The sequence below is a fragment of the Bradyrhizobium sp. CCBAU 51753 genome, assembly GCF_015291565.1.
GTDB lineage: Bacteria > Pseudomonadota > Alphaproteobacteria > Rhizobiales > Xanthobacteraceae > Bradyrhizobium > Bradyrhizobium ivorense.
In genome coordinates this window covers 6855724-6877594 of sequence record NZ_CP030037.1, presented here as the reverse complement: position 1 = coordinate 6877594, position 21871 = coordinate 6855724, and the positions used below count along the sequence as shown (strand labels likewise).

The following is a 21871-nucleotide window of genomic DNA, read 5'->3' as shown; positions in this document are numbered from 1 at the left end:
CCATGGACCGCGCAACGCTCGCCGCCTACGACAAGCAGGCGGCGGCGTTTGCGCAGGACTGGCACGATCAGCCGGCGCCCGTCGACCTGCACGAGCTCGTTTCGCGCTACTTCATCAAGGGCGGCGCGACCGCCGACATCGGCTGCGGCAGCGGCCGCGAGGTGGCGTGGCTCAACGCCAACGGTTTTCCGGCCGAAGGCTATGATGCCTCGGATGGTCTGCTCACCGAGGCCCGCGCGCGTTATCCGCACCTGCGCTTCACGCATGCTGAATTGCCTGAACTGGCCGGCATCGCGGCCGCCAGTTTCGACAATGTGCTGTGCGAGACCGTGATCATGCATCTCGACCCCGCGCTGATCGCGCCGTCGGTCCGCCGCATGCTCGACATCGCAAGGCCCGGCGGCGTGCTTTATCTGAGCTGGCGCGTGACCGATGGCGCGGACCTGCGCGATGCGCACGGCCGGCTCTATGCGGCGTTCGATGCGGCGCGGGTGCGGGCCGAACTGACAGGGGCCGAGATGTTGCTCGATGAGGAGGTCGTCAGTGCCTCATCCGGCAAGGTCATCCACCGCCTCGTGGCGCGAAGAGGCGGGTAATCGTCGCGGAAGTATTTCGAAACAATTTGCAGTTTGTTAACCATGCCCTGCGAAGGTCCGGGCCGATCAACGATTTCTTAAGAAATCGCCCCCGCGCCAATGCAGGGAGCTCGGCAATGACCTCGATCGGCAGCAACCCCTACGCCCAGTATGGTTCGGCCTATGCACGGGCCGCGGCGACGCCCTCGCTGGCGGCGACGCTGTCCGGCGACGGCACGGCCGGCGATGCATCGGCATCCCCGGCCTCGAATGCCGCGACCAATTTGACGCTGTCGGAGGCCGCCCGCGCGCAACTGGCAAAAGCGCCGCTGCCCGACTTTGCCACCGTGACGAGCGACGCGCGCACCACCCTCGACCGGCTCTACACCGTCGCCGGCGTGAAAGGGCCGATCGTCGACGGCAAGACCTCCATTGATCTGTCGACACTGGACCGCCGCTCGCTGTTTGCGATCTCGACCAACAATGGCGGCAAGTTCACACCGGACGAGCAGGCCGTGGCGGCGACCGAATTGAAGCAGCGCTTCGACAAGGCGCTGGAGCCGTCGCTCGCGACCACCCGGCTGACCGGCGACTACAGCGTCAGCTACAAGGCGGCGCTCGACTGGCTCGATGGCGCCAGCGACGAGGAGAAGGCGACCGCAACCTGGGCCAAGCAGCGCGCCGCGGTGCTGAAAGGCTATCAGGCGACGCAGCAGGATCCCAACACGGCGCCGACAGGGATCGACGGCGACCCGATCGCCGCTGCGCTCTCGGGAACTGCGCCTCCGACCAAGAGCGACACGCCGCGCGACTTCAGCAGTGTTGCGAACGACGTCCGCGCGTTCCTCGACCGGCAGAAGAGCGAGGCCGCGAAGAGCGGCAAGGAACTGGTGTACGATTCCCGCCGCAAGACCGGGCAGCTCGCCGACCTGTCCTCACTCGACAACCGCTCGCTCTCGGCGATCTCGCTGAACCAGGACAAAAAATTCTCCGCTGACGAAATCTTCGCCGCCAAGCAGGAGCTCAACACCAGGACGCGCCTCGCCGTGCTCGACGCGCTGAAACAGAGTCAGTCGGCCGGCGATCCGCGCCAATTCAGCCTCGGCATCCTCAAGCAATATTCCTCGATGAGTTCCGAGGAGCGGCTGGCGTCCAACTGGACGCCGGATTTTCAGGACGCCGCGATCAAGAGCTACAAGTCCACCTCGACGCTGCTCTCGCTGCTCAGATCATAGGCCAGCGCAAGGCGGCGGCACTTCGACAGAAAAGCCCCGCCCGGAGGGGGAGCCGGGCAGGGCTTTCTGGTCCGGTCGATCCTCGCGCACATCCGCTTGCGCGGCGCCCGGACTATCCGTTCAGGCTATCGCGCTGATCAAGCTCGATCTAGTCGACCACCTGAACGATCCGGCGCGACCGCGGCTCGACCAAAACGGTCTCGCCGTTCACGACGGTGTAGCGATAGGGCGTCGCGCCGAATCGCTGCGGCACGTCGTAGGTGGTCACGCCGGCTTCGGGCAGCACCGTGCCGACCACGACGCGATCCGGAATGGTGTAGTTCGGCACGCGCTCGCGCACGATGTATTCACGGAACGCCGGACGCTGTTCGACCGTGAGGCCGTAGTCGTCCTCGACTGCGACCGGAGGACCGCCGCGCACGATGCCAACGGTCTGCGCCTGTGCGGCAACAGCCGGCACCGTGATCGCAGCAGCAACGGCTGCAACGGCAAGTAATCTGTTTCGCATGGCTCGCTCCATTTCACGTTCATGCTTCAACGCGCCGGCCTTCGCCAGCACGCATGTTGAGCCAATGCATCCGGTGTTGTGATGTTCCGGAAAAACGGCTGTCATATACGCGGCATTTTCGAGCAAATTTCGTGAGGAGGGGAACCCGTTGGCGTGTCGGGCGTCTTGATGTGGGAACCTGGCCAGCAGATAAACTGCGGCCCTCGATTCGACCTCCCGAAAAACTGCCGGAGAAACTTCAATGACCATCACCGCTGGGCATTTGCCTGCCATCGTGGCCCTGATCGCAGGCATTCTGATCCTGATCATGCCGCGGCTGCTCAACTACATCGTGGCGATCTACCTGATCTTCGTCGGGCTGGTCGGCATGGGGTTGCTGAAGTGGCTCCACCTGTAGCGGGAAAGCGGGGTTTCGCGGCTTGCGCGGAACCCCCCAAAATGGTGTAAGGCGCGCATCTTCGACCCCTCTTTTCGGATTGTTGTCTGACATGGCCAAAGCCGTCGCGAAGTCCAAGAAAACTGCCGAGAAAACTGCAGCGAAATCAAAGTCCTCTGCACCGGCCCGGAAGGCCGCGCCGGTGCGCAAGGCGCTGAAAAAGAGCGCCCCGAAGGTGGCGCCGAAGGCTGCCGCCAAGCCTGCGGCAAAGCCTGCCAGCAAGACGCCAGCAAAGGCGGCTCCCGCTGTGAAGGCGCCTGCGATCAAGGCCGGCAAGTGGGTTTATACGTTCGGTGACGGCAAGGCCGAGGGCCAGGCCGGTCTGCGCGACCTGCTCGGCGGCAAGGGCGCCAATCTCGCGGAAATGGCCAATCTCGGTCTGCCGGTGCCTCCCGGCTTCACCATCCCGACCTCGGTCTGCACCTATTTCTACGAGCACGACAAGACCTATCCGAAGGAACTGAAGACCCAGGTCGAGAAGGCGCTCGACTATGTCGGCAAGATCACCGGCAAGAGCTTTGGCGATGCCAAGAACCCGCTGCTGGTGTCGGTGCGCTCCGGCGCGCGCGCCTCGATGCCGGGCATGATGGACACCGTGCTCAATCTCGGCCTCAACGACCAGACGGTCGAAGCGCTCGCCGAGCTCTCCGGCGACCGCCGCTTCGCCTATGACAGCTATCGCCGCTTCATCACGATGTATTCGGACGTGGTGCTCGGCTTCGAGCATCATCACTTCGAGGACATCCTCGACACCTTCAAGGACAGCCAGGGCTATTCGCTCGACACTGATCTGACCGGCGACGACTGGGTCGAACTGGTCGGCAAGTACAAGGAGGCGGTGGCCAAGGAGACCGGCCACGACTTCCCGCAGGATCCGCACGACCAGTTGTGGGGCGCGATCGGCGCGGTGTTTTCCTCCTGGATGAACGCGCGCGCGGTGACCTACCGCAAGCTGCACGATATCCCGGAGTCCTGGGGCACCGCCGTCAACGTGCAGGCGATGGTGTTCGGCAACATGGGCGAGACCTCGGCGACCGGCGTCGCCTTCACCCGCAACCCCTCGACCGGCGAGAGCAAGCTCTACGGCGAGTTCCTGATCAATGCGCAGGGCGAGGACGTCGTCGCCGGCATCCGCACGCCGCAGGACATCACCGAGGAAGCGCGCCAGGAGTCCGGTTCCGACAAGCTGTCGATGGAAGCCGCGATGCCCGCGGCGTTCAAGGAGCTGACGCGGATCTACACCCAGCTCGAGAAGCACTACCGCGACATGCAGGACATGGAGTTCACGGTCGAGCAGGGCAAGCTGTGGATGCTGCAGACCCGCGGCGGCAAGCGCACCGCCAAGGCGGCGCTGCGCATCGCGGTCGAGCTCGCCAATGAAGGCCTGATCTCGCGGCAGGACGCAGTGACGCGGATCGATCCGGCCTCGCTGGATCAGCTGCTGCACCCGACCATCGATCCGGCGGCGAAGCGCGACGTGATCGCGACCGGCCTGCCGGCCTCGCCCGGCGCGGCATCGGGCGAGATCGTGTTCTCGTCGGATGAGGCCGCCAAACTGCAGGCCGACGGACGCAAGGTGATTTTGGTCCGCATCGAGACCAGCCCGGAAGACATCCACGGCATGCACGCCGCCGAGGGCATCCTGACCACGCGCGGCGGCATGACCTCGCACGCGGCGGTGGTCGCGCGCGGCATGGGCAAGCCCTGCGTCTCCGGCTGCGGCACCATCCGCGTCGATTACGGCCGCGGCACCATGACCGTCGGTCAACGCACCTTCAAGACCGGCGACGTCATCACCATCGACGGCTCGGTCGGCCAGGTGCTGGCCGGCCGCATGCCGATGATCGAGCCTGAGCTGTCCGGCGAGTTCGGCACGCTGATGGGCTGGGCCGACGAGGTCCGCAAGCTCGGCGTCCGCGTCAACGGCGACACGCCGGATGACGCGCGCACCGCGGTGAAGTTCGGCGCCGAGGGCATCGGCCTCTGCCGCACCGAGCATATGTTCTTCGAGGAGACCCGCATCCGCACCGTGCGCGAGATGATCCTCTCCGAGGACGAGCAGTCGCGCCGCTCGGCGCTGTCGAAGCTGCTGCCGATGCAGCGCGCCGATTTCGTCGAGCTGTTCGAGATCATGCAGGGCCTGCCGGTCACGATCCGCTTGCTCGATCCGCCGCTGCACGAGTTCCTGCCGCACACCCAGGCCGAGATCGAGGAGGTGGCGCGCGTCATGAACACCGATCCGCGCAAGCTCGCCGACCGCGCCCGCGAGCTCGCCGAGTTCAACCCGATGCTCGGCTTCCGCGGCTGCCGTCTTGCGATCGCCTACCCGGAAATCGCCGAGATGCAGGCACGCGCGATCTTTGAGGCCGCGGTCGAGGCCGGCAAGCGCACCGGCAAGCCGGTTGGTCTCGAGGTGATGGTGCCGCTGATCGCGACCAAGGCCGAGTTCGATCTGGTCAAGGCGCGGATCGACGCCACCGCGAGCGCGGTGATGAAGGAGACCGGCGTCAAGCTGAGCTACCAGGTCGGCACCATGATCGAGCTGCCGCGCGCCTGCCTGATGGCCGGCGAGGTGGCGGAGACCGCCGAGTTCTTCTCGTTCGGCACCAACGATCTGACGCAGACCACCTACGGCATCAGCCGCGACGACGCCGCGAGCTTCCTCGGCACCTATGTCGCCAAGGGCATTCTGGAGATCGATCCGTTCATCTCGGTCGATCGCAGCGGCGTCGGCGAGCTGGTGCAGATCGGCGTCACCCGCGGCCGCAAGACCCGGCCGAGCCTCAAGGTCGGCATCTGCGGCGAGCATGGCGGCGATCCCGCTTCGGTCGCGTTCTGCCACGAGGTCGGCCTCGACTACGTCTCGTGCTCGCCTTACCGCGTGCCGATCGCACGCCTCGCCGCAGCGCAGGCCGCGCTCGGCAAGGCGATCGCCAGCCAGGCGTGAGCGCGCAGCAGCTAGTGACCAACTACATGTGACGAATGCCCGGGCCTAGTCCCGGGCATTTTCGTTTTGAGCACTGCCGGTCCAGCACCGTCATTGCGAGCAAAGCGAAGCAATCCATTCTCACCGCGCATGTGGAGGGATGGATTGCTTCGCTGCGCTCGCAATGACAATGGGAAGATACGCACTCGCGCTCGGGCATTTTCGTTTGTAGCGCGCTGCCCGCCCGATACCGTCATTGCGAGCAAAGCGAAGCAATCCATTCTCACCGCGCATGTGGCGCGATGGATTGCTTCGCTGCGCTCGCAATGACGGCGGAAGGGCCTGCCATCAACACTTCCTTCACCATCCTCATTGACCGGATGTTCACGATCTCCATCCGCCGCGCATTTACCAAGCTGCGCGATGCAGCAGGCGAAAACTGCTGGATTGCTTGAGTGTAGCGCGCGTGCAACGCCGATTAACTCCGCGGCAACCTAAACACGTTAGCAACAATAAAGGTCGAATTGCGCGGATGTACCGCGTTCGATTGCATTCAGTAAGCGTTGCGTGAGCGTACGATGTTTGTGTTGCTTAACCAGCCGAGGAGCGCACGGCTCGCGCTCTTCGGTCTCGGTCTCAGCATCTTCGCTTTGATGCCGACCGAGATCGGATATCAGGATGTCGCTTCGCTGCTGGCCCGCCAGCCGGGCGTCGCCGAGCGCTGGCAGAAGCGCGTCTTCTCATCCGCAATCGGCTCGATCCAGGTCGCCACCTACAGCTTTGGCCGTCCGATCGGAACCTCGGCGCCGCAAGCGCCCGCCGTGCTGCTCGCAAGGCTCGACACGTCAGGCGATATCACCGGCGCGCTGACGCGCAATCCGATCGCCGCGCCGCCGCCGCGCTACCAGGCCGCCGACTTTCCCAAGGTCGATCGCACCATGAAGGGCGATCGTCTCGTGGTCAAAAAGCCCGATGCGGACGCACCGGCCGCGCCGGAAAATGCCGCGCCGGCAAACGAGGATCCCGCGACGTCGAATTCCTCGGTGAAGGGCATGAAGACCGTGACCGCGCCGGCCGACAGCGCGCCGCTCGATCCCGAATTGCAGGAGGCGCTGCGTGCGCCGCCATTGCCGCAATATTCGCAAGCAGCGCCGTCGCATGACGGCGTGTCGCTGTCGCTGGAGTCGACGCCGCTCGACGACCTGAAGCCCGCACCCGCGCCGGCACCGGCGGCTCCCGCCCATGCGGCGCCGCCGCGCGATCCGTTCTCGTTCCAGACCGCCAGCCTGTTCTTCGGCTCGTCGCTCGGCGCGCCCGAGAGCATGGAAAGCTGGCAGCCCGGTGAGGCGCCGACCATCGTGACGCCGGCCGCGCAGCCCGATCCCGACATGAAGGTGATGGCCTCGCTGCCCGTCGATGCCGACGGTCCGGTGAAGGCCGGCGAGATGGGCGAGAGCATCGCGCCGAAGGGCGAGGTCAATGCCGACGACCAGCACACCAGGACGCCGGCCGAGCGGCTCGGCCTGTTCGACGAGCACGCGCGCGCCAAGTCGGAGAAGTGCCTTGCAGAGGCGGTCTATTTCGAGGCGCGCGGCGAGGCGGTGCGCGGCCAGATCGCGGTCGCCCAGGTGGTGCTGAACCGCGCCTTCTCCGGCAAATATCCGGAAACCGTGTGCGGCGTGGTCTATCAGAACAAGCACCGGCATTACGCCTGCCAGTTCACCTTCGCCTGCGACAATGTCCGCGACGTGGTGCGCGAGCCCGACATGTGGGACCGCGCCAAGAAGATCGCGAAGGCGATGCTCGAAGGCAAATTGTGGCTGCCCGAGGTCAACCGCTCGACCCATTATCACGCCTATTGGGTGCGGCCGTCCTGGGTCAGCGAAATGAAGAAGATGTACAAGTTCGGCGTCCACACCTTCTATCGCCCGCGCGCCTGGGGCGACGGCAGCGACGCACCGAGCTGGGGTAATCCGGCCGAAACCGCCGCGATCTCCGCCCAGCTCGCAGAAGCCGCGCAAAGCTCGGCCGAGCTGGCCAGCGCCAAGCGGTAAGCGAGATACTCGCCACGTCATTCCGGGGTGGCCCGTAGGCCAGACCCGGAATCTCGAGATTGTCTTGGCTGTGACGCTTCCAAGCTCGAGATTCCGGGTTCGATGCTCCGCATCGCCCCGGAATGACGGCCATCATGCTTTTCCAATTCTGCAGAGCAGCTCTGCAGGCGAAGATTTTTCTCCGCCGCCCCTTGGGGTTTCCATGCACCTGCATTAACTCCCTGTAACATTTGGTGCGGGGTGCCCCGCAGCAGTTGCGGGGAATGACATGGCTGTAACCACCGGGGACCTGCGTCCGACCTCTGCCACGTGGCGGACGCCGCTCGTGATCATCGTCTGTGGCTGCGCGATCGCGCTGCTCAGCTTCGGCCCGCGCTCCAGCCTCGGCTTCTTCGTGCAGCCGATGAGCAAGGAATTCACCTGGGGCCGCGACGTGTTCGGCCTCGCGCTGGCGCTGCAGAATCTGCTGTGGGGCCTCGGCCAGCCGATCGCCGGCGCGATTGCCGACCGCTTCGGTCTGCTGCGCGTCATGATCGTCGGCGCGCTGCTGTATGCCGCGGGCCTGCTGTTGATGCGCTATTCGGCGACGCCGCTGTCGCTCAACATCGGCGCCGGCGTGCTGATCGGCTTCGGCCTGTCCGGCTCGTCGTTCAATCTGGTGCTGACGGCCTTCAGCAAGCTGCTGCCGCCCGAACGCCGTGGCATCGCGCTTGGCGCCGGCACGGCGGCGGGCTCGTTCGGCCAATTCCTGTTCGCGCCGTTCGGCGTCGCCATGATCGATAATTTCGGCTGGCAGACCGCGCTGCTGGTGTTCGGCGCGCTGATGCTGCTGATCCTGCCGCTGTCGCTTGCGCTGGCGACGCCGCCGTCCGAGACCAGCAACGCGCCCGCCGGAGATCAGCAGTCGTTCAAGACCGCGCTCGCCGAAGCCTTCGGCCATCGCTCCTATGTGCTGCTGGTGCTCGGCTTCTTCACCTGCGGCTTCCAGCTCGCCTTCATCACCGTGCATCTGCCGGCCTATCTCGCCGACCGCGGCATCCCGGCCACGACCGGCGGCTGGGTGATCGCGGCGATCGGCCTGTTCAACATCATCGGCTCGCTCGGCGTCGGCTGGCTGCAGAACGTATTCCCGAAGCGCTACATCCTGTCGGTGATCTATTTCACCCGCGCGCTGTCGATCGTCGCCTTCATCTCGTTCCCGATCACGCCGTTCTCGGCGATCGCGTTCGGCGCGATCAGTGGCCTGACCTGGCTCTCCACGGTACCGCCGACCTCGGCGCTGGTGGCGCTGATGTTCGGCACGCGCTGGTTTGCGACGCTGTATGGCTTCGCTTTCGTCAGCCATCAGGTCGGCGGCTTCCTCGGCGTCTGGCTCGGCGGCATCGTGTTCGAGCAGTTCGGTTCCTACACGCCGATCTGGTGGCTGTCGGTGCTGTTCGGCGTGCTCTCGGCATTGATCAACCTGCCGATCGTCGAGAAGCCGGTCGCGCGCCCGGTTGCGCAGCCTGCCTGATGGGTTAAACATGCCCCGAAACCAGGCTTTCGGGGAGTGCACATCGTGGCAACGTTCAAGGCGATCAGGATCGACAAGGCGGACAAGGGCACCACCGCCGCACTCACGCAATTTGACGATGCCGAATTGATGGACGGCGACGTCACCGTGCGGGTCGAGTGGTCGACGCTGAACTACAAGGACGGCCTCGCGCTGACCGGCAAGGCGCCGGTGGTGCGCCGGTTCCCGATGATCGCCGGCATCGACTTCGCCGGCACCGTCGAACAATCCAGCCATCCCGACTGGAAGGCCGGCGACAAGGTCGTCTGCAACGGCTGGGGCATGGGCGAGACCCATCTCGGCGCCTACGCCGAGAAGGCCCGCGTCAAGGGCGACTGGCTGGTGCGGCTGCCCGACGGCATTTCCGCGCGCGATGCGATGGCGATCGGCACCGCCGGCTACACCGCGATGCTCTCGGTGCTGGCGCTCGAGAAGCACGGCCTGACGCCGAACAGCGGCCCGGTCGTGGTGACCGGCGCGGCCGGCGGCGTCGGCTCGGTCGCGACCGCGGTGCTGTCGAAACTCGGCTATCACGTCATCGCTTCGACCGGACGGACGTCCGAGGCGGATTATCTGAAGGGCCTCGGCGCCTCGGAGGTGATCGACCGCGCCGAGCTTTCGGGCCCGGTGAAGGCGCTGGCGAAGGAGCGCTGGGCCGGCGGCGTCGACAGCGTCGGGTCGACCACCCTCGCCAATGTGCTGTCGATGACGCGGTATGGCGGCGCCGTCGCGGCCTGCGGTCTCGCGGCCGGTATGGATCTGCCGTCGTCGGTCGCGCCCTTCATTTTGCGGGGGGTGTGCCTTCTCGGCATCGACTCGGTGATGTGTCCGATCGAATTGCGCCGGACCGCCTGGCGCCGCCTGGCCAGCGATCTGGATAAGGCAAAACTCGCTGATATCACTCACGAAATCGCCATGGACGAGGTGATCGGCTACGGGCCGAAAATCCTCGGCGGCGAGGTCCGCGGACGCATCGTGGTAAAAATAGTCTGAGGACGTTCAGACTTTACCAACCAAGCTGCTCCAATGTTGCCACTGTTGGTATGGTAAGCAGCGGGTAAAGAGACTTGCAGCATGATCCGGGGGGCCGGATTTCCCTCGCGCAGACGTCGAAGGCGTCCGGTGCGGGGATCATGCTCAACAAGGAGCGGGAGCCCGCGCTCGTAGGGTGGAGTAGTTGCATGCTTGCGCGTTTGGTGTTGGGGGCCGTCACGGCCGGAGCGATGGTCGTGCCGGCATTCGCAGGCATGATGAATGCCGACGAGGCCCGCAGATTCGTCGCCGGCAAGGTCTTCGCATTCACCTGTTTCGACGGCACGCGCGGCGCCGGCCGCATCCTCGACGACATGGGCGCGGCGGGCTCGATCCAGTTCTCCGGCGCCGGTCCGATCCGTCATGTCCGGCTACCCGGCAACACGCTGCAGATCCGCGGCCAGAGCGTCTGCGCTTCGCTGAAGGGCATTCCGTTCGAGCCGTGCTTCAATCTCGACAAGCAGGACGATCGCTCATTCCGCGGCTCGGTCTCCGGCATGGGCTTCGCCTATTGCGACTTCCGCCACCAGGGCGCGCAGCAGATGTTGATGGCCCGCTCGGTGGCGCGGCCGCGCTCGCATGTGCGCACCCGTTCGGCCGACGCCTCGCAGGCCGAGGTGTCCCGCGTCGAGACGCCGCAGGTCCAGAGCTCGAAGATCGAGCCGGTCAGGGCGCCGGCCAAGGTTGAAAGCGCTCCGGAATTGCGCCGCTCGACCGACTGACGCCGCAGGCCTAGAAATCTTCCCAGTCATACGATTATCCGCCGCCAAGCCGTAGTCATACGGATGGCGGCGTTTGCGTTGGTGGATACTCAATACCCTACGTTCACCCGAACGATCGAACGTGGGGGACCACGCATTTGAGCACAGTTATGGCGCAGTATTTTTTCCGGATCAGCGATGGCGATTACGCGGGCGCGTCCGACCATCCGACTGAGTTCGAGAGCCGTGATGTGGCTTGGGCCGAGATGACGAAAGTCTGCGGTAATTTCCTCGGCAGCATCTCGCGCAATCTCAAGCAGAACAGCGAATGGCACATGGAATTGCTCGACGAGGGCAAGAAGCCCGTGTTCCGGATTCGCCTGGTCGCGGAATCCGTCGATTGAGGTTGGCCGTTCGAACTTAGCCGCCCACTATCCCTCCGCCTGCGGGACGGGCGGCGGAGCTTGCCTGCGAAACAGGATGCGCTGGTATAGCCAGCCGATCGCCACCAGCACGATGCCGAGGCCCATGAACGACAGGGCGCGATAGACCCCGGTCAGCGTCGACATGTCGATGAAGAATGCCTTCAGGACGGTCAGGCCGATCACCACCGCGGAGGCGAGCCGCGCCCGCTGTGAATTGACCAGTATCCCGATACCGAGCAGCGCGACGCCGAACATCAGCCAGGCGATCGAATAGCTGTACTGCTCCGCATCCGTCGTCGCGCCCCGGCTCAGCACCGGTCCGTGATGGAGCCTGCGAACTTCGAAGGTGACGTAAGCGAGCGCCAGGATCAGCGCTCCCGCCGCGATCGTGTTGCCGTAACTCGGCGGGCGATGGCCCGCCACTGCATAGGACAGCAGCAGTGCCAGCACCGCCGGCAGGGCATAACCGAGCAGCAGCAGATTGATGAAGCTGCCGCCGACGTCCTGGGTCCACAGCATCGGGTTTTCCAGCACCAGCAGTCCCCACACACTGGCAAGCCCGGCAAAGGCGGCGAGCAGCACCGCGCCGACATTGTGCACGATGCTGCCGGTGCGCAGCCGCAACCGCTCCAGCCCGATCGCCATCGCGAGCGTCACGCAGACCTGCAGTGCGACCTCGGTCAAGCCGGCGCTTGCGTAATAGACGTCGCCGGCGTTGACGAGGTGGCGGATCTCCATGAAGGCGAGCAGCACCGTGAACAGGATGGCGGCGGCTTCCACGATCCGCAGCGGCGGATCGTCGCCGTTGCGGCGGAGCAGATGGCTTCCCGCCCAGAACGACAGCGCCGGGATGCCATAGCCCCACAGCAGCCAGTTGAAGATCGGCGTGGTGCCGACGGCGTCACCGGCGATCCGCGGCTCATGGCCGATGCGCAGCACGACGATCCCGGCGAGGATCGCGGCGAGCCAGCGCAGGAACGGGATCGGCCGCTGCACCGAGAGCCACGCGGTGCCCATCGACACCAGCGCCAGCGCGATGGTGAGCCAGCCCTTTTCCAGCGCGAAGGTGAGCGCCAGCGCCAGCGAGGCGAGGGCGCCGGTCGCCGCCAGCGCGATCGAGGGCGACAGCTCCGGACGCTCGCCACGCCGGGTCAGCGCCTCGGTCGCGGCCGCGTAGGCGGCGGCGAGCAGCACGGCAAGGATCGCAAACGGGATCGATCGATCGAGATGCGCGATGCGCGCATAGAGCGTGACCAGCAGCGCAACCGGCGTGAACACCGCGGCTGCGGCCCAGGTCACCGTGACCTGCGTCGTCGCAAAGCGCAGCTGGGCGAGGAAGCCGGCGATGCCGAACGCGGCGGCAAAAATCGCTGCGGTTACGAGATGCAGCGACACCGAGCCATCGGTCGCCGCCGGTCCAATGCCGGGGATTGCGCCGCCCGGCAGCACCAGCATCTCGGCGTTGCTGCGCACCGCCCATTCGCCGAACACGATGAAGACGAACGCCGCCGCGGCGCCGACTGCGCCGACCGCTGCGGGCGCCCGCCAGGCGACGAACAAGGCGCCGGCCACCAGCAGCGCGAAGCTGATCATCGCGATGTCGGCGTGAAAGCTGTTCAGCACGATCAGCATCGCGCCGAACAGATAGGCCGCGAGCGAGCCCGACGAGATCGGCTCGATCTCCTCGCCACTGCCTTCGGGGCCGAACATGAAGCCGCAGACCACGAGCAGCGCGGCGAGCACGAAGCCCGCGATGACGTGGAAGGCGTGCGGGGCGATCAGGTCCGGTCCGCATGCCAGGCACGGGAAGGTCCACAGCAGCGCGAAGGCGATAGTGGTAACCGCAAGCCAGCGCCACAGCCGGATACGCGCGAGGCCGAACGCCGCCGCGGTGACGATCGCGAGATAGATGTAGAGCGACCAGTAATCCGGCTTGTCGGATGAGACCAGGATCGGCGTGGCGAAGGCGCCGACGATGCCGAGCCCGGCCAGCGCCGGGCCGTGCAGCAGCGCGGCCGCCAGCGTGCCGAGCGCGACCATGCCGAGCAGGATGAAGGCGGTGGCCGGCGCCAGGAAGTCGTAGAGCGCGTAGGCCGCGTAGACCGTGGCGAAGGCCACCGCGGTGCCGGCGGCGGTGAGGATCGCCGGAATGTTGGCGATCGGCACCGGCGCGATGTTCGAGATGTTCTCCTTCCGCCGCGTCCATTCGCCGGCCGCAAGCAGCGCCAGCGCGAACAGGCTGCCGAGCATGGTGCGCACGCCGGGGCCGAGCAGGCCGGCCTCGATCGAGTAGCGCACCATGAAGAAGCCGCCGAGCGCGAGCGTCAGGCCGCCGATCCACACCACCCAGCGGGTGCCGAGGGTCTCCTCAAAGCCCGGTGCCGGCTGCGGCAAGGGCGGCGGTGCGGCGCTCGGCGCGCTTGCGGCCGGCTGCTCCTCCGCCTCGGGCAGGATGGGAGGCGGCTCCGGCAGCGGTGGCGGCTGGCTGGCGGAAGGCGCCGTTGGCGGCGCCGGCTCGAAGTCCTGCAGCGGCGCCAGCGGCGGCGGCATGGCGGTCCGTGCGGCGCCGGCGCCTTCGATCGCATCCAGCCGTCGTTGCAGCGCCGAGACCTGGCTCATCGCCTTCTGGGCGAGAGCGATCGCGATGATGGCGATGACCAGCGTGAGGAAATCGAACGGCGAATCGAACATCGGGCCTCCGGCAAAGCGCGCCGGAGCCATGGCCAGTACCCTTGGCCAGCCAGCGGCCCGTCGCAATCTATTATGTGCAGCCGTGGAGACTGAAAGTTCAAGCCGCCGGGTGTGGCACGTTCGTGCTATTCCAGATCGATCCGGAACGGACGGCCTTCGACGGTCATGCTGCCCGGCCCCATCGCCTCGACCGCGCGCAGCATCCTCCCCTCGCGGCCCAGCGCCTTGTCGGCGAGGCTGACGATCAGGCGGTTGGGCTGCGCGATCGGCGAGGCTTCGCGTATCAGCCGGGCGATCGCCATCTCATCGCGATGCGGGTTGAGCGCACAGGCGGCGGCGAAGGCGCTCGCGGTCGAGCGGCTGATGCCGGCATAGCAGTGCACCACCATCGGCGCGCGGCGATCCCAGCCGCGCACGAAGGCCAGCACCCGCTCGATATGCGCCTCGTTGGGCGCAACGAAGCCGTCCATCACCTCGGTGATGTCGTCCATCGACACCTTCAGGTGATTGGCGGGAAGCACGGAGGGCGGCCGCGGCACCTGGTCGACATTGGCCATCACGGTCAGCACATGGCTGGCACCGGTGACACGGACCGTGTCGGACAGTGCGGCAAGCGAACAGACGTGGAGCATGGTGGTCCTTGGGTTCGTTGGCGCAATTATAGCTGCTGCTGCAGGGCGGGCAAAGCGACGCGGGTGCGCACCCTGCGAAACGACAATGCTGCGCTGCTACGCGTGCAGTGCGTTGAAGCGCTCGAGGAACTGCTTCTCGGCCCTCGCCGCAGTCCACGGCGTCAGATAATCGCGCTCGGTCGCCTCCGGCAGCCCGGGATCGCGGCCGAACAGCCGCTTTGCTTCGGTCCGGGAAAACCCCGCAAGATGCGTCGCCTCGAGATAGGCCGCGCCGCGGTCGGCGGCCTTGATCTGCTGCGTGATCTCGTCCGCCAGCACCGCGGGCAGGCCGAAGCGGACATGGATCGCGGACAGCAGGCGCTTCTCCACCACCTTGTAGTCGCCGCCGAGCACGGCCTTGAACGGCGAGATCATGTCGCCGATGACGTATTCCGGCGCGTCATGCAGCAGCGCGGCGAGACGAAACCGCGTGTCGACGCGTGGCGTCTGCTGGCGCATCACGGCTTCGACCAGCAGCGTATGCTGCGCCACCGAGAAGATATGCGCGCCGGAGGTCTGTCCGTTCCAGCGCGCGACCCGCGCCAGCCCATGCGCGATGTCGACGATCTCGATGTCGAGCGGCGACGGATCGAGCAAATCGAGCCGGCGCCCGGACAACATCCGCTGCCAGGCGCGGGTGGTTTCCGCCGATCTGCGCGCGGTCATTTCGCCTTGAGCCGCGGTACGCGAGGCTTGCCGCCGCAGGTCGCGTGACAGTAGCAGGTGACGAGGTGATCGTTGACCATGCCGGTCGCCTGCATGAAGGCGTAAACGATGGTCGGGCCGACGAATTTGAAGCCGCGCGCGCCGAGCTCCTTGGAGATCTTGATCGAGACCGGCGTCGAGGCCGGCACGCTCGCGGTGGTCTTGAACTGATTGACCTTCGGCTTGCCGTCGACGAAGTCCCACAGGAATTTAGAGAAACCGGGACCCTTCTCCATGATCTCCAGATACGATCTTGCGCTCGCCACCGTGCCTTCGATCTTGGCGCGGTTGCGCACGATGCCGGCGTCGTTCATCAGCGCATGCACCTTCTTGTCGGTGTAGCGTGCGATCTTCTCGGGCTGGAAGTCGTCGAAGGCTTTGCGAAAGTTCTCGCGCTTGCGCAGGATCGTGATCCAGGACAGGCCGGCCTGGAAGCCGTCGAGGATCAGCTTTTCGTAGAGCGCGCGGTCGTCATATTCGGGCACGCCCCATTCGGTGTCGTGATAGGCGATGTAGAACGGGTCTTCGCCCGGCCACGGACAACGTGTCTTGCCGTCGGGATGCAGTTTGGCGGTGCGGCTCATGCGATGTTCTGTTTGGGCGGGGTGCGGACGACGTCGGGTTCGGCGAGGCGAAGTGGCAGCCCGCCTGCGGTGAGCGGCTGGCCGGCGTCGAGCGCGTCGGCGACACGGTCGATGCGGACCAGCGCGAGGCCTTTTTCGCCCGCCGTCGAGCCGATGGTGCCGACCTGCTTGTCGCCGGCGAGGATAGTTGCGCCGGCTTCCGGCGACGGGCCGTCGAGGATGATCTTCACGGTGCGGGTGCGCGCCGTGCCGCGGTGCTGCATGCGCGATACGACTTCCTGGCCGACATAGCAGCCCTTGTCGAAATCGACGCCGTTGAGGCGATCCATGTTGGTCTCGTGCGGGAAGGCATCGCCATAGATGAAATCGAGCCCGCCGCGCGGCACACCGGTGGCGATACGATGCGCCTCATAGGCGCTGCTGTCGACGAGATCGGCGCCGATCAGTTCGGCGACCGCCTGCGTTTGCTCCTCGGGGACCAAGATGCGCCAGCCCAGCGCCGGATTGCGCGGATCGGCGAAGCCGAGATCGGGCGTCGTCGCCGGCTCGCCGTCCCAGGCCGCAAGCACGCCCATGCTGTCCGAGAGGTTTTCGACCGTGACCTTGGCGCGCAGCTTGTAGAAGCCGAGCTTGTCGGCAAGGCCTTTGGCGAGAGCGCGCGGCGCATCGATCAGGAAGCCGCCGCCGTGGCCGGCCGGCGCCTCGGTGATCAGGAAGTCGGCGATGATCTTGCCCTGCGGCGTCAGCAGGGCGCCGAACTTGCCGAGCCCCGGGCGCAGCTCGGCGATGTCGGTTGTGATGAGGCCGTTGAGGAAGTTGCGGGCGTCGTCGCCTGCGACCTTGACCACGCCCCGATCCGGAAGAAACGCTGCTTTCATCGCAAAAGTGGCTCTTTTTTCAAGTTCCTTGGGAAACGCAAAGGCTGCGGATATCCCCTGCCAAGCTAAGGCGCTAGAGTGCGCCGAACAAGGCCCGCGCGACAGCGGAAGGCGGGCGCCGAGGACCGATGAATCAGCATTTCGACAGCATTCTAAAATCCGGCACCGTGGTCAATCAGGACGGCGAGGGCGTCCGCGATATCGGCATCAAGGGTGGCCGCATCGCCGCGATCGGATCGCTCGGCCAGGCCTCGGCCGGCGAGGTGATCGACTGCAAGGGCCTGCACATCCTGCCCGGCGTGATGGACACCCAGGTGCATTTCCGCGAGCCCGGGTTGACGCAGAAGGAAGACCTCGAGACCGGCTCGCGCAGCGCGGTGATGGGCGGCGTCACCGCGGTGTTCGAGATGCCGAACACCAACCCGCTGACGGTCACGGAAGCGGCGTTCACCGACAAGATCAACCGCGGCCGCCATCGCATGCATTGCGATTTCGCGTTCTTCATCGGCGGCACCCGCGAGAACGTGCAGGACCTGCCGGAGCTCGAGCGGGCGCCGGGCTGCGCCGGCGTCAAGGTGTTCATCGGCTCCTCCACCGGCGCGCTGCTGGTCGAGGACGACGAGAGCCTGCGGCGGATCTTCCAGGTGATCCGGCGCCGCGCCGCGTTTCACGCCGAGGACGAATACCGCCTCAACGAGCGCAAGCCGCTGCGGATCGAGAACGACCCGCGCTCGCACCCGGTGTGGCGCGACGAGACCGCGGCGCTGATGGCGACCGAGCGCCTGGTCAATCTCGCGCGCGAGACCGGCAAGCGGATCCACGTGCTGCACATCTCGACCAAGGAAGAGATTCTCTACCTGCGCGACCACAAGGACGTCGCGTCCTGCGAGGCGACGCCGCATCACCTGACCATGGCGGCGCCGGAATGCTACGAGCGGCTCGGCACGCTGGCCCAGATGAACCCGCCGGTACGCTCGGCCGATCACCGCGCCGGCGTCTGGTACGGCATCGAGCAGGGCATCATCGACGTGCTCGGCTCCGATCACGCGCCGCATACGCTGGAGGAGAAGGCGAAGGCCTACCCGGCCTCGCCGTCGGGCATGACCGGCGTGCAGACGCTGGTGCCCTTGATGCTCGACCACGTCAACGCCGGCCGGCTGTCGCTGGCGCGGTTGGTGGACCTCACCAGCGCGGGCCCGGCGCGGCTGTTCAACATCGCCTGCAAGGGCCGCATCGCGGCGGGCTACGACGCCGACTTCACCGTCGTCGATCTGAAGCGCAGCGAAACCATCACCAACCGATGGATCGCCTCGCGCGCGGGCTGGACGCCCTATGACGGCGTGCGAGTGCAGGGTTGGCCGGTCGGCACCTTCGTGCGCGGCAAAAGGGTGATGTGGCAGGGCGAGCTCGCGACGCCGTCGACGGGCGAGCCGGTCCGCTTCCTCGAGACGCTGAAGCCGTAGCGCTTTTGGCTGGTCACTGCCGCGCCAGCGTCAACGAGAACTCGCCATTGCGCACGCGCGCGCCAAGGCCCTCGGCGTACTTCGCCACCGCGTCCTCGCCATAGGTGGAGACGAGCTCGGCCAGCGCGGCAAATAGGCTCGCCTGCGCCAGGCAGTCGCCATCGACGCCATCAAGACGCGCTTCCGCCCAGGCCTGGTTGAGGTAACTCAGTGCGGCCTGCTTCTGCTCGTGGTCGGGCCGTGGGTCTTGGTGGAGAGTAAAGCTCGCTGGATGGCGCATGAAACTTCATCAAAATGGGACACACGGTACGGATGCGAACCGCGGCACGTCGCATTTGAGACTTACCACGCATGTGGGTACCGCCTAGCCATATCTTTAGGAAAGGTTAACGGCCCCTTGGGCATTTAACGGGGAAATCCCGATATCTTGCCGTCCATCAGCCCCTTGAGCTGTGGATATGGTGCAGCACCGCGCGCGGGGTGGCGCAGAGCTCGCTCGCGCCGGCCTCGCGCAGCTCCTCGGCGCTGCCATAGCCGTAGGTGACGCCGACTGCGCGGATGCCATTGCGCTTCGCGCCGATCACGTCGTGGCTGCGATCGCCGATCATCACCGCGGAGGCCGGATCGGCCCCGGTCTGTTCGAGGGCATAGGCAAGCAGCTCGACCTTGTTGACCCGGGTGCCGTCGAGCTCGGAGCCGAACACATGGTCGAAATGCCCTGACAGCCCGAAATGCGCGATGATCCGCGTCGCGAACACGTGCGGCTTTGAGGTCGCCACGAACATGCGCCGCGGCGTCGCGCGCAGCGCGCCTAGCACCTCGGCGATATCTGGATAGACGCTGTTCTCGAACAGCCCGACGGTGCCGAACCGCTCGCGATACAATTCGATGGCGCGGTCGGCATATTCCTCGCCGCCGAGCAGCATGGCAAAACTCGCGCGCAGCGGCGGCCCGATGCACCAGGTCAGCTCGTCCTGCGTCGGAACTTTTCGGCCGAGCTTCTCCAGCGCATATTGGATCGAGCCGGTGATGCCGGGTTTCGGGTCGGTCAGGGTGCCGTCGAGGTCGAAGAAGATCGCGCCGTCAGTTGGCATAGCGGGCCGTCAGGTCGCGGGAGATTTTCGAGCCCTCCTCGATGTAGCGGCGGATCGCCACCGCGGCAGCCGGGGTGCAGGTCCGGTAGGTCTGTTGGAACCCGTTATAGCCGCGGTTGAAGCCTGCGATCATGCGGGCGCGGCGGTCGCCGGAGGGGGTTTCGGCGTCGATCAGCGCCTGCATCTCGTTACGCCATTTGGCGCCCTCGTTGGAGCCACAGATGCCCCGCAGGTAATGCAGGGTGCCGAGGATCTCGGCCAGCCGCTGCAGGTCACCGTCGAACGGCGCAGGGGCGTCCTGCGCCCGGACGGGCAGGCAAGCCGACAGCAGGATCAAAAAGGCGAGAAAAGCGTGGCGCATCAGGGGTTCCGGGATGCCCGTGGTATGCCCCCGCAATGCGCCCGAGGCAAGGCGGGGAAGGCCCCGAATCCCCTCAAACCAGCCGCTTGGCGGCGGCAATGACCTCATGGAGCCCGCCGGTGACTTTGAGGTCGCCGATCTCCTCGGGCGCTAGCCATTTGAAATCGTCGTGCTCGTCGTTCAAGACCGGTTCCCGGGACGCCCAGCGCGCCGCAAACGACATGATCACATAGTGCCCGCCGCCGGCGCCGGTCGGCAGCACCTCGCGCCAGCCGGCCAGCCCCACGATTTCGATCCGGAGGCCGGTCTCCTCGTCGACCTCGCGGTGCAGGGCGGTGTGCAGGGATTCACCGAACTCGACCCGGCCGCCGGGCAGCGAATAGAAGCCCTTTCCGGGCGAGCGGGCGCGGCGCACCAAGAGCACCTTGCCGTCGCGAAAGATCACGCCGGAGACGGCAAGCTGCGGGCGGATCGGGGGTTCGGAAGAGGTCACAGCGCCATCATGCCCGACAAATCACGGGCCCGCCATGATGCTGTCGACATCGGCCTCGGCCGCGCCGTTGATGACGCCGGCGGTCTGCATCACCAGCGGCTTGACCCAGACGATGGCCTGCTCGGCGAGCGCGACCCGGCTCTTGTCCTGCTGCACCTGCCGCATCGCCGCGCCGACCTCGGTCAGGATCCGCGTCATGCTGTCGGTGAGCTGGTCGAACTCGGCGCGAATGTTCACGTCGGCCGTCTCGTAGGCCTCGATTGCGAGATCGCGCGCCCGAAAGCCGGAGGCCGTGAAATGCTCGGCATAGGACAGCGGCGTCCATTCCAGGAAATCGCTGGCGCATTCCGGCATGTCCGGGACCATCTCCAGCAGCATGATGGCTTCGTTGAAGTGGTTGAGGTAGTCGGTCGCAAGCCCGGTGCGCGGGTTGATGTTGGCGGCGCGCAGTTGCGCGGCCCGCGCCTCGTCGGGATACGTCTTTCGCGGGGAGGAGCCCGCTATGGCGGCCGTTGAGGTCATCGGTCGCACTCTTTAACGGTTGGGGTTAAAGCGGAATAAACGGATACCACTCTGGACCAGATATGTGCGGACGCTTTGTGATCACCTCGCCACCGGCGGCCTTGCGGGAAATTTTTGGCTACATCGAGCAGCCGAATTTTCCGCCGCGGTATAATGTTGCGCCGACCCAGCCGATCCCCGTGGTTCTGTTGCAGAATGGCGGGCGGCATTTTCAATTGATGCGCTGGGGCCTGATCCCGTCCTGGGTCAAGGATCCGCGCACCTTCTCGCTCCTGATCAACGCGCGCTCCGAGACCGTGCGCGAGAAGCCCGCGTTCAAGAACGCGATCAAGCGCCGCCGCGCGCTGATCCCGGCCGACGGCTATTACGAATGGCAGGACGCCGGCGGCCGCAAGCGTCCGTTCTTCATCCATCGCCGCGACGGCGCGCCGGTGGCGTTCGCCGCGCTCGCCGAAACCTGGATGGGGCCGAACGGCGAGGAGCAGGACACGGTCGCGATCGTCACCGCGCCGGCGAGTCGCGATCTCGCCGCGCTGCATCCGCGCGTGCCGGTGACGATCCGCCTCGAGGATTTTGCGCGCTGGCTCGACTGCCTGCCGAACGACGTCGACGACGTGATGCCGCTGCTGAAAGGGCCCGAGGTCGGCGAATTCGCCTGGCACCAGGTGACGACGCGGGTCAACAGCTTTGCCAATGACGACGCGCAACTGACGCTGCCGATGACCGCAGAGGAGATCGCCGCCGAGGAAGCGCCGCCGAAAAAGGCCGCGCCGCGCAAGCCGCCGGTGCGCGAGGAGGATGACGGGCAGGGCTCGTTGTTCTAGCCCGAGACGACCGTGAGTGTGTTGCGTCGCTGTTCAACCCGTCATCCTGAGGTGCTCGCCTCTTCGGCGAGCCTCGAAGGATCGACGGCCTCCAGCCGGGCCGATTCATCCTTCGAGGCTCGTCCAGCAGCGCGATTGCGC

At 66.2% G+C, this 21871-nt stretch carries 23 protein-coding genes; 12 read left to right on the top strand and 11 right to left on the bottom strand.

Annotated elements, in window-relative coordinates; all coding sequences use genetic code 11:
- The first annotated feature begins 2 nt into the window (after positions 1-2).
- Positions 3-596 carry a bifunctional 2-polyprenyl-6-hydroxyphenol methylase/3-demethylubiquinol 3-O-methyltransferase UbiG gene (locus XH93_RS31510; protein WP_194470441.1) on the top strand — a complete coding sequence of 198 codons (594 nt, stop codon included), beginning with the start codon at positions 3-5 and terminating at the stop codon, positions 594-596.
- A 116-nt stretch (positions 597-712) separates the two neighbouring features.
- Positions 713-1810 (top strand): hypothetical protein, encoded by a 1098-nt coding sequence (locus tag XH93_RS31505; protein WP_194470440.1) that lies wholly within the window; start codon positions 713-715, stop codon positions 1808-1810.
- 148 nt (positions 1811-1958) lie between these two features.
- Here the strand turns inward: XH93_RS31505 and XH93_RS31500 are convergent, their stop codons facing one another.
- On the bottom strand, positions 1959-2318 hold the full coding sequence (locus XH93_RS31500) for a DUF1236 domain-containing protein (RefSeq protein ID WP_139485675.1): 360 nt from the start codon (positions 2316-2318) through the stop codon (positions 1959-1961).
- A 241-nt stretch (positions 2319-2559) separates the two neighbouring features.
- Here XH93_RS31500 and XH93_RS31495 point away from each other — a divergent pair, with 241 nt between their 5' ends.
- From XH93_RS31495 to XH93_RS31460, 8 genes are all read left to right on the top strand, one after another.
- Positions 2560-2715 (top strand): DUF3096 domain-containing protein, encoded by a 156-nt coding sequence (locus XH93_RS31495; RefSeq protein WP_139485676.1) that lies wholly within the window; start codon positions 2560-2562, stop codon positions 2713-2715.
- 91 nt (positions 2716-2806) lie between these two features.
- Positions 2807-5701, top strand: a complete 2895-nt coding sequence (ppdK, locus tag XH93_RS31490) for a pyruvate, phosphate dikinase (protein WP_194470439.1) — start codon at positions 2807-2809, stop codon at positions 5699-5701.
- Between the two features lie 281 nt (positions 5702-5982).
- Positions 5983-6135 carry a hypothetical protein gene (locus XH93_RS31485; RefSeq protein WP_194470438.1) on the top strand — a complete coding sequence of 51 codons (153 nt, stop codon included), beginning with the start codon at positions 5983-5985 and terminating at the stop codon, positions 6133-6135.
- A 123-nt stretch (positions 6136-6258) separates the two neighbouring features.
- Positions 6259-7734 carry a cell wall hydrolase gene (locus tag XH93_RS31480; protein WP_194470437.1) on the top strand — a complete coding sequence of 492 codons (1476 nt, stop codon included), beginning with the start codon at positions 6259-6261 and terminating at the stop codon, positions 7732-7734.
- Between the two features lie 268 nt (positions 7735-8002).
- Entirely contained in the window at positions 8003-9247 is a 1245-nt protein-coding gene (locus XH93_RS31475; RefSeq protein ID WP_194470436.1) for an MFS transporter, read from the top strand.
- Between the two features lie 45 nt (positions 9248-9292).
- The gene (locus XH93_RS31470) at positions 9293-10279 is read left to right on the top strand and encodes an MDR family oxidoreductase (protein WP_139863978.1); all 987 of its coding nucleotides are present in this window, start codon (positions 9293-9295) and stop codon (positions 10277-10279) included.
- Between the two features lie 188 nt (positions 10280-10467).
- Positions 10468-11040, top strand: coding sequence for a hypothetical protein (locus tag XH93_RS31465; protein WP_194470435.1), 573 nt, complete (start codon positions 10468-10470; stop codon positions 11038-11040).
- A 149-nt stretch (positions 11041-11189) separates the two neighbouring features.
- On the top strand, positions 11190-11423 hold the full coding sequence (locus XH93_RS31460; protein ID WP_139485682.1) for a hypothetical protein: 234 nt from the start codon (positions 11190-11192) through the stop codon (positions 11421-11423).
- Positions 11424-11450: 27 nt separating this feature from the next.
- Here the strand turns inward: XH93_RS31460 and XH93_RS31455 are convergent, their stop codons facing one another.
- The 5 genes from XH93_RS31455 to XH93_RS31435 all read right to left on the bottom strand — a co-directional run bounded on the left by XH93_RS31455 (position 11451) and on the right by XH93_RS31435 (position 16973).
- Positions 11451-14135: a DUF2339 domain-containing protein gene (locus XH93_RS31455; protein ID WP_194470434.1), complete on the bottom strand. Its 2685-nt coding sequence runs from the start codon at positions 14133-14135 to the stop codon at positions 11451-11453.
- Between the two features lie 125 nt (positions 14136-14260).
- Positions 14261-14767, bottom strand: coding sequence for a tyrosine phosphatase family protein (locus XH93_RS31450; RefSeq protein ID WP_194470433.1), 507 nt, complete (start codon positions 14765-14767; stop codon positions 14261-14263).
- Between the two features lie 96 nt (positions 14768-14863).
- Positions 14864-15472, bottom strand: a complete 609-nt coding sequence (locus tag XH93_RS31445) for an HD family hydrolase (RefSeq protein WP_139863662.1) — start codon at positions 15470-15472, stop codon at positions 14864-14866.
- Positions 15469-16095, bottom strand: a complete 627-nt coding sequence (locus tag XH93_RS31440; RefSeq protein WP_139863661.1) for a DNA-3-methyladenine glycosylase I — start codon at positions 16093-16095, stop codon at positions 15469-15471. Before XH93_RS31440 ends, XH93_RS31445 begins: the two co-directional genes overlap by 4 nt.
- Positions 16092-16973, bottom strand: coding sequence for a folate-binding protein YgfZ (locus tag XH93_RS31435; protein WP_194470432.1), 882 nt, complete (start codon positions 16971-16973; stop codon positions 16092-16094). Before XH93_RS31435 ends, XH93_RS31440 begins: the two co-directional genes overlap by 4 nt.
- A gap of 128 nt (positions 16974-17101) precedes the next feature.
- Between XH93_RS31435 and XH93_RS31430 the strand changes: the two genes are divergently transcribed.
- Positions 17102-18436, top strand: a complete 1335-nt coding sequence (locus XH93_RS31430; protein WP_194470431.1) for a dihydroorotase — start codon at positions 17102-17104, stop codon at positions 18434-18436.
- A gap of 13 nt (positions 18437-18449) precedes the next feature.
- Here the strand turns inward: XH93_RS31430 and XH93_RS31425 are convergent, their stop codons facing one another.
- The 5 genes from XH93_RS31425 to XH93_RS31405 all read right to left on the bottom strand — a co-directional run bounded on the left by XH93_RS31425 (position 18450) and on the right by XH93_RS31405 (position 20906).
- Positions 18450-18716: a hypothetical protein gene (locus tag XH93_RS31425; protein WP_194470430.1), complete on the bottom strand. Its 267-nt coding sequence runs from the start codon at positions 18714-18716 to the stop codon at positions 18450-18452.
- A 157-nt stretch (positions 18717-18873) separates the two neighbouring features.
- Positions 18874-19530, bottom strand: a complete 657-nt coding sequence (locus XH93_RS31420; protein WP_194470429.1) for an HAD family hydrolase — start codon at positions 19528-19530, stop codon at positions 18874-18876.
- On the bottom strand, positions 19520-19891 hold the full coding sequence (locus XH93_RS31415) for a TIGR02301 family protein (RefSeq protein ID WP_194470428.1): 372 nt from the start codon (positions 19889-19891) through the stop codon (positions 19520-19522). Before XH93_RS31415 ends, XH93_RS31420 begins: the two co-directional genes overlap by 11 nt.
- A 73-nt stretch (positions 19892-19964) precedes the next feature.
- On the bottom strand, positions 19965-20384 hold the full coding sequence (locus tag XH93_RS31410) for an NUDIX hydrolase (RefSeq protein WP_194470427.1): 420 nt from the start codon (positions 20382-20384) through the stop codon (positions 19965-19967).
- Positions 20385-20405: 21 nt separating this feature from the next.
- Positions 20406-20906 carry a hypothetical protein gene (locus XH93_RS31405; protein ID WP_139863656.1) on the bottom strand — a complete coding sequence of 167 codons (501 nt, stop codon included), beginning with the start codon at positions 20904-20906 and terminating at the stop codon, positions 20406-20408.
- A gap of 62 nt (positions 20907-20968) precedes the next feature.
- Here XH93_RS31405 and XH93_RS31400 point away from each other — a divergent pair, with 62 nt between their 5' ends.
- Positions 20969-21730 carry an SOS response-associated peptidase gene (locus XH93_RS31400; protein WP_194470426.1) on the top strand — a complete coding sequence of 254 codons (762 nt, stop codon included), beginning with the start codon at positions 20969-20971 and terminating at the stop codon, positions 21728-21730.
- Positions 21731-21871: the final 141 nt, after the last annotated feature.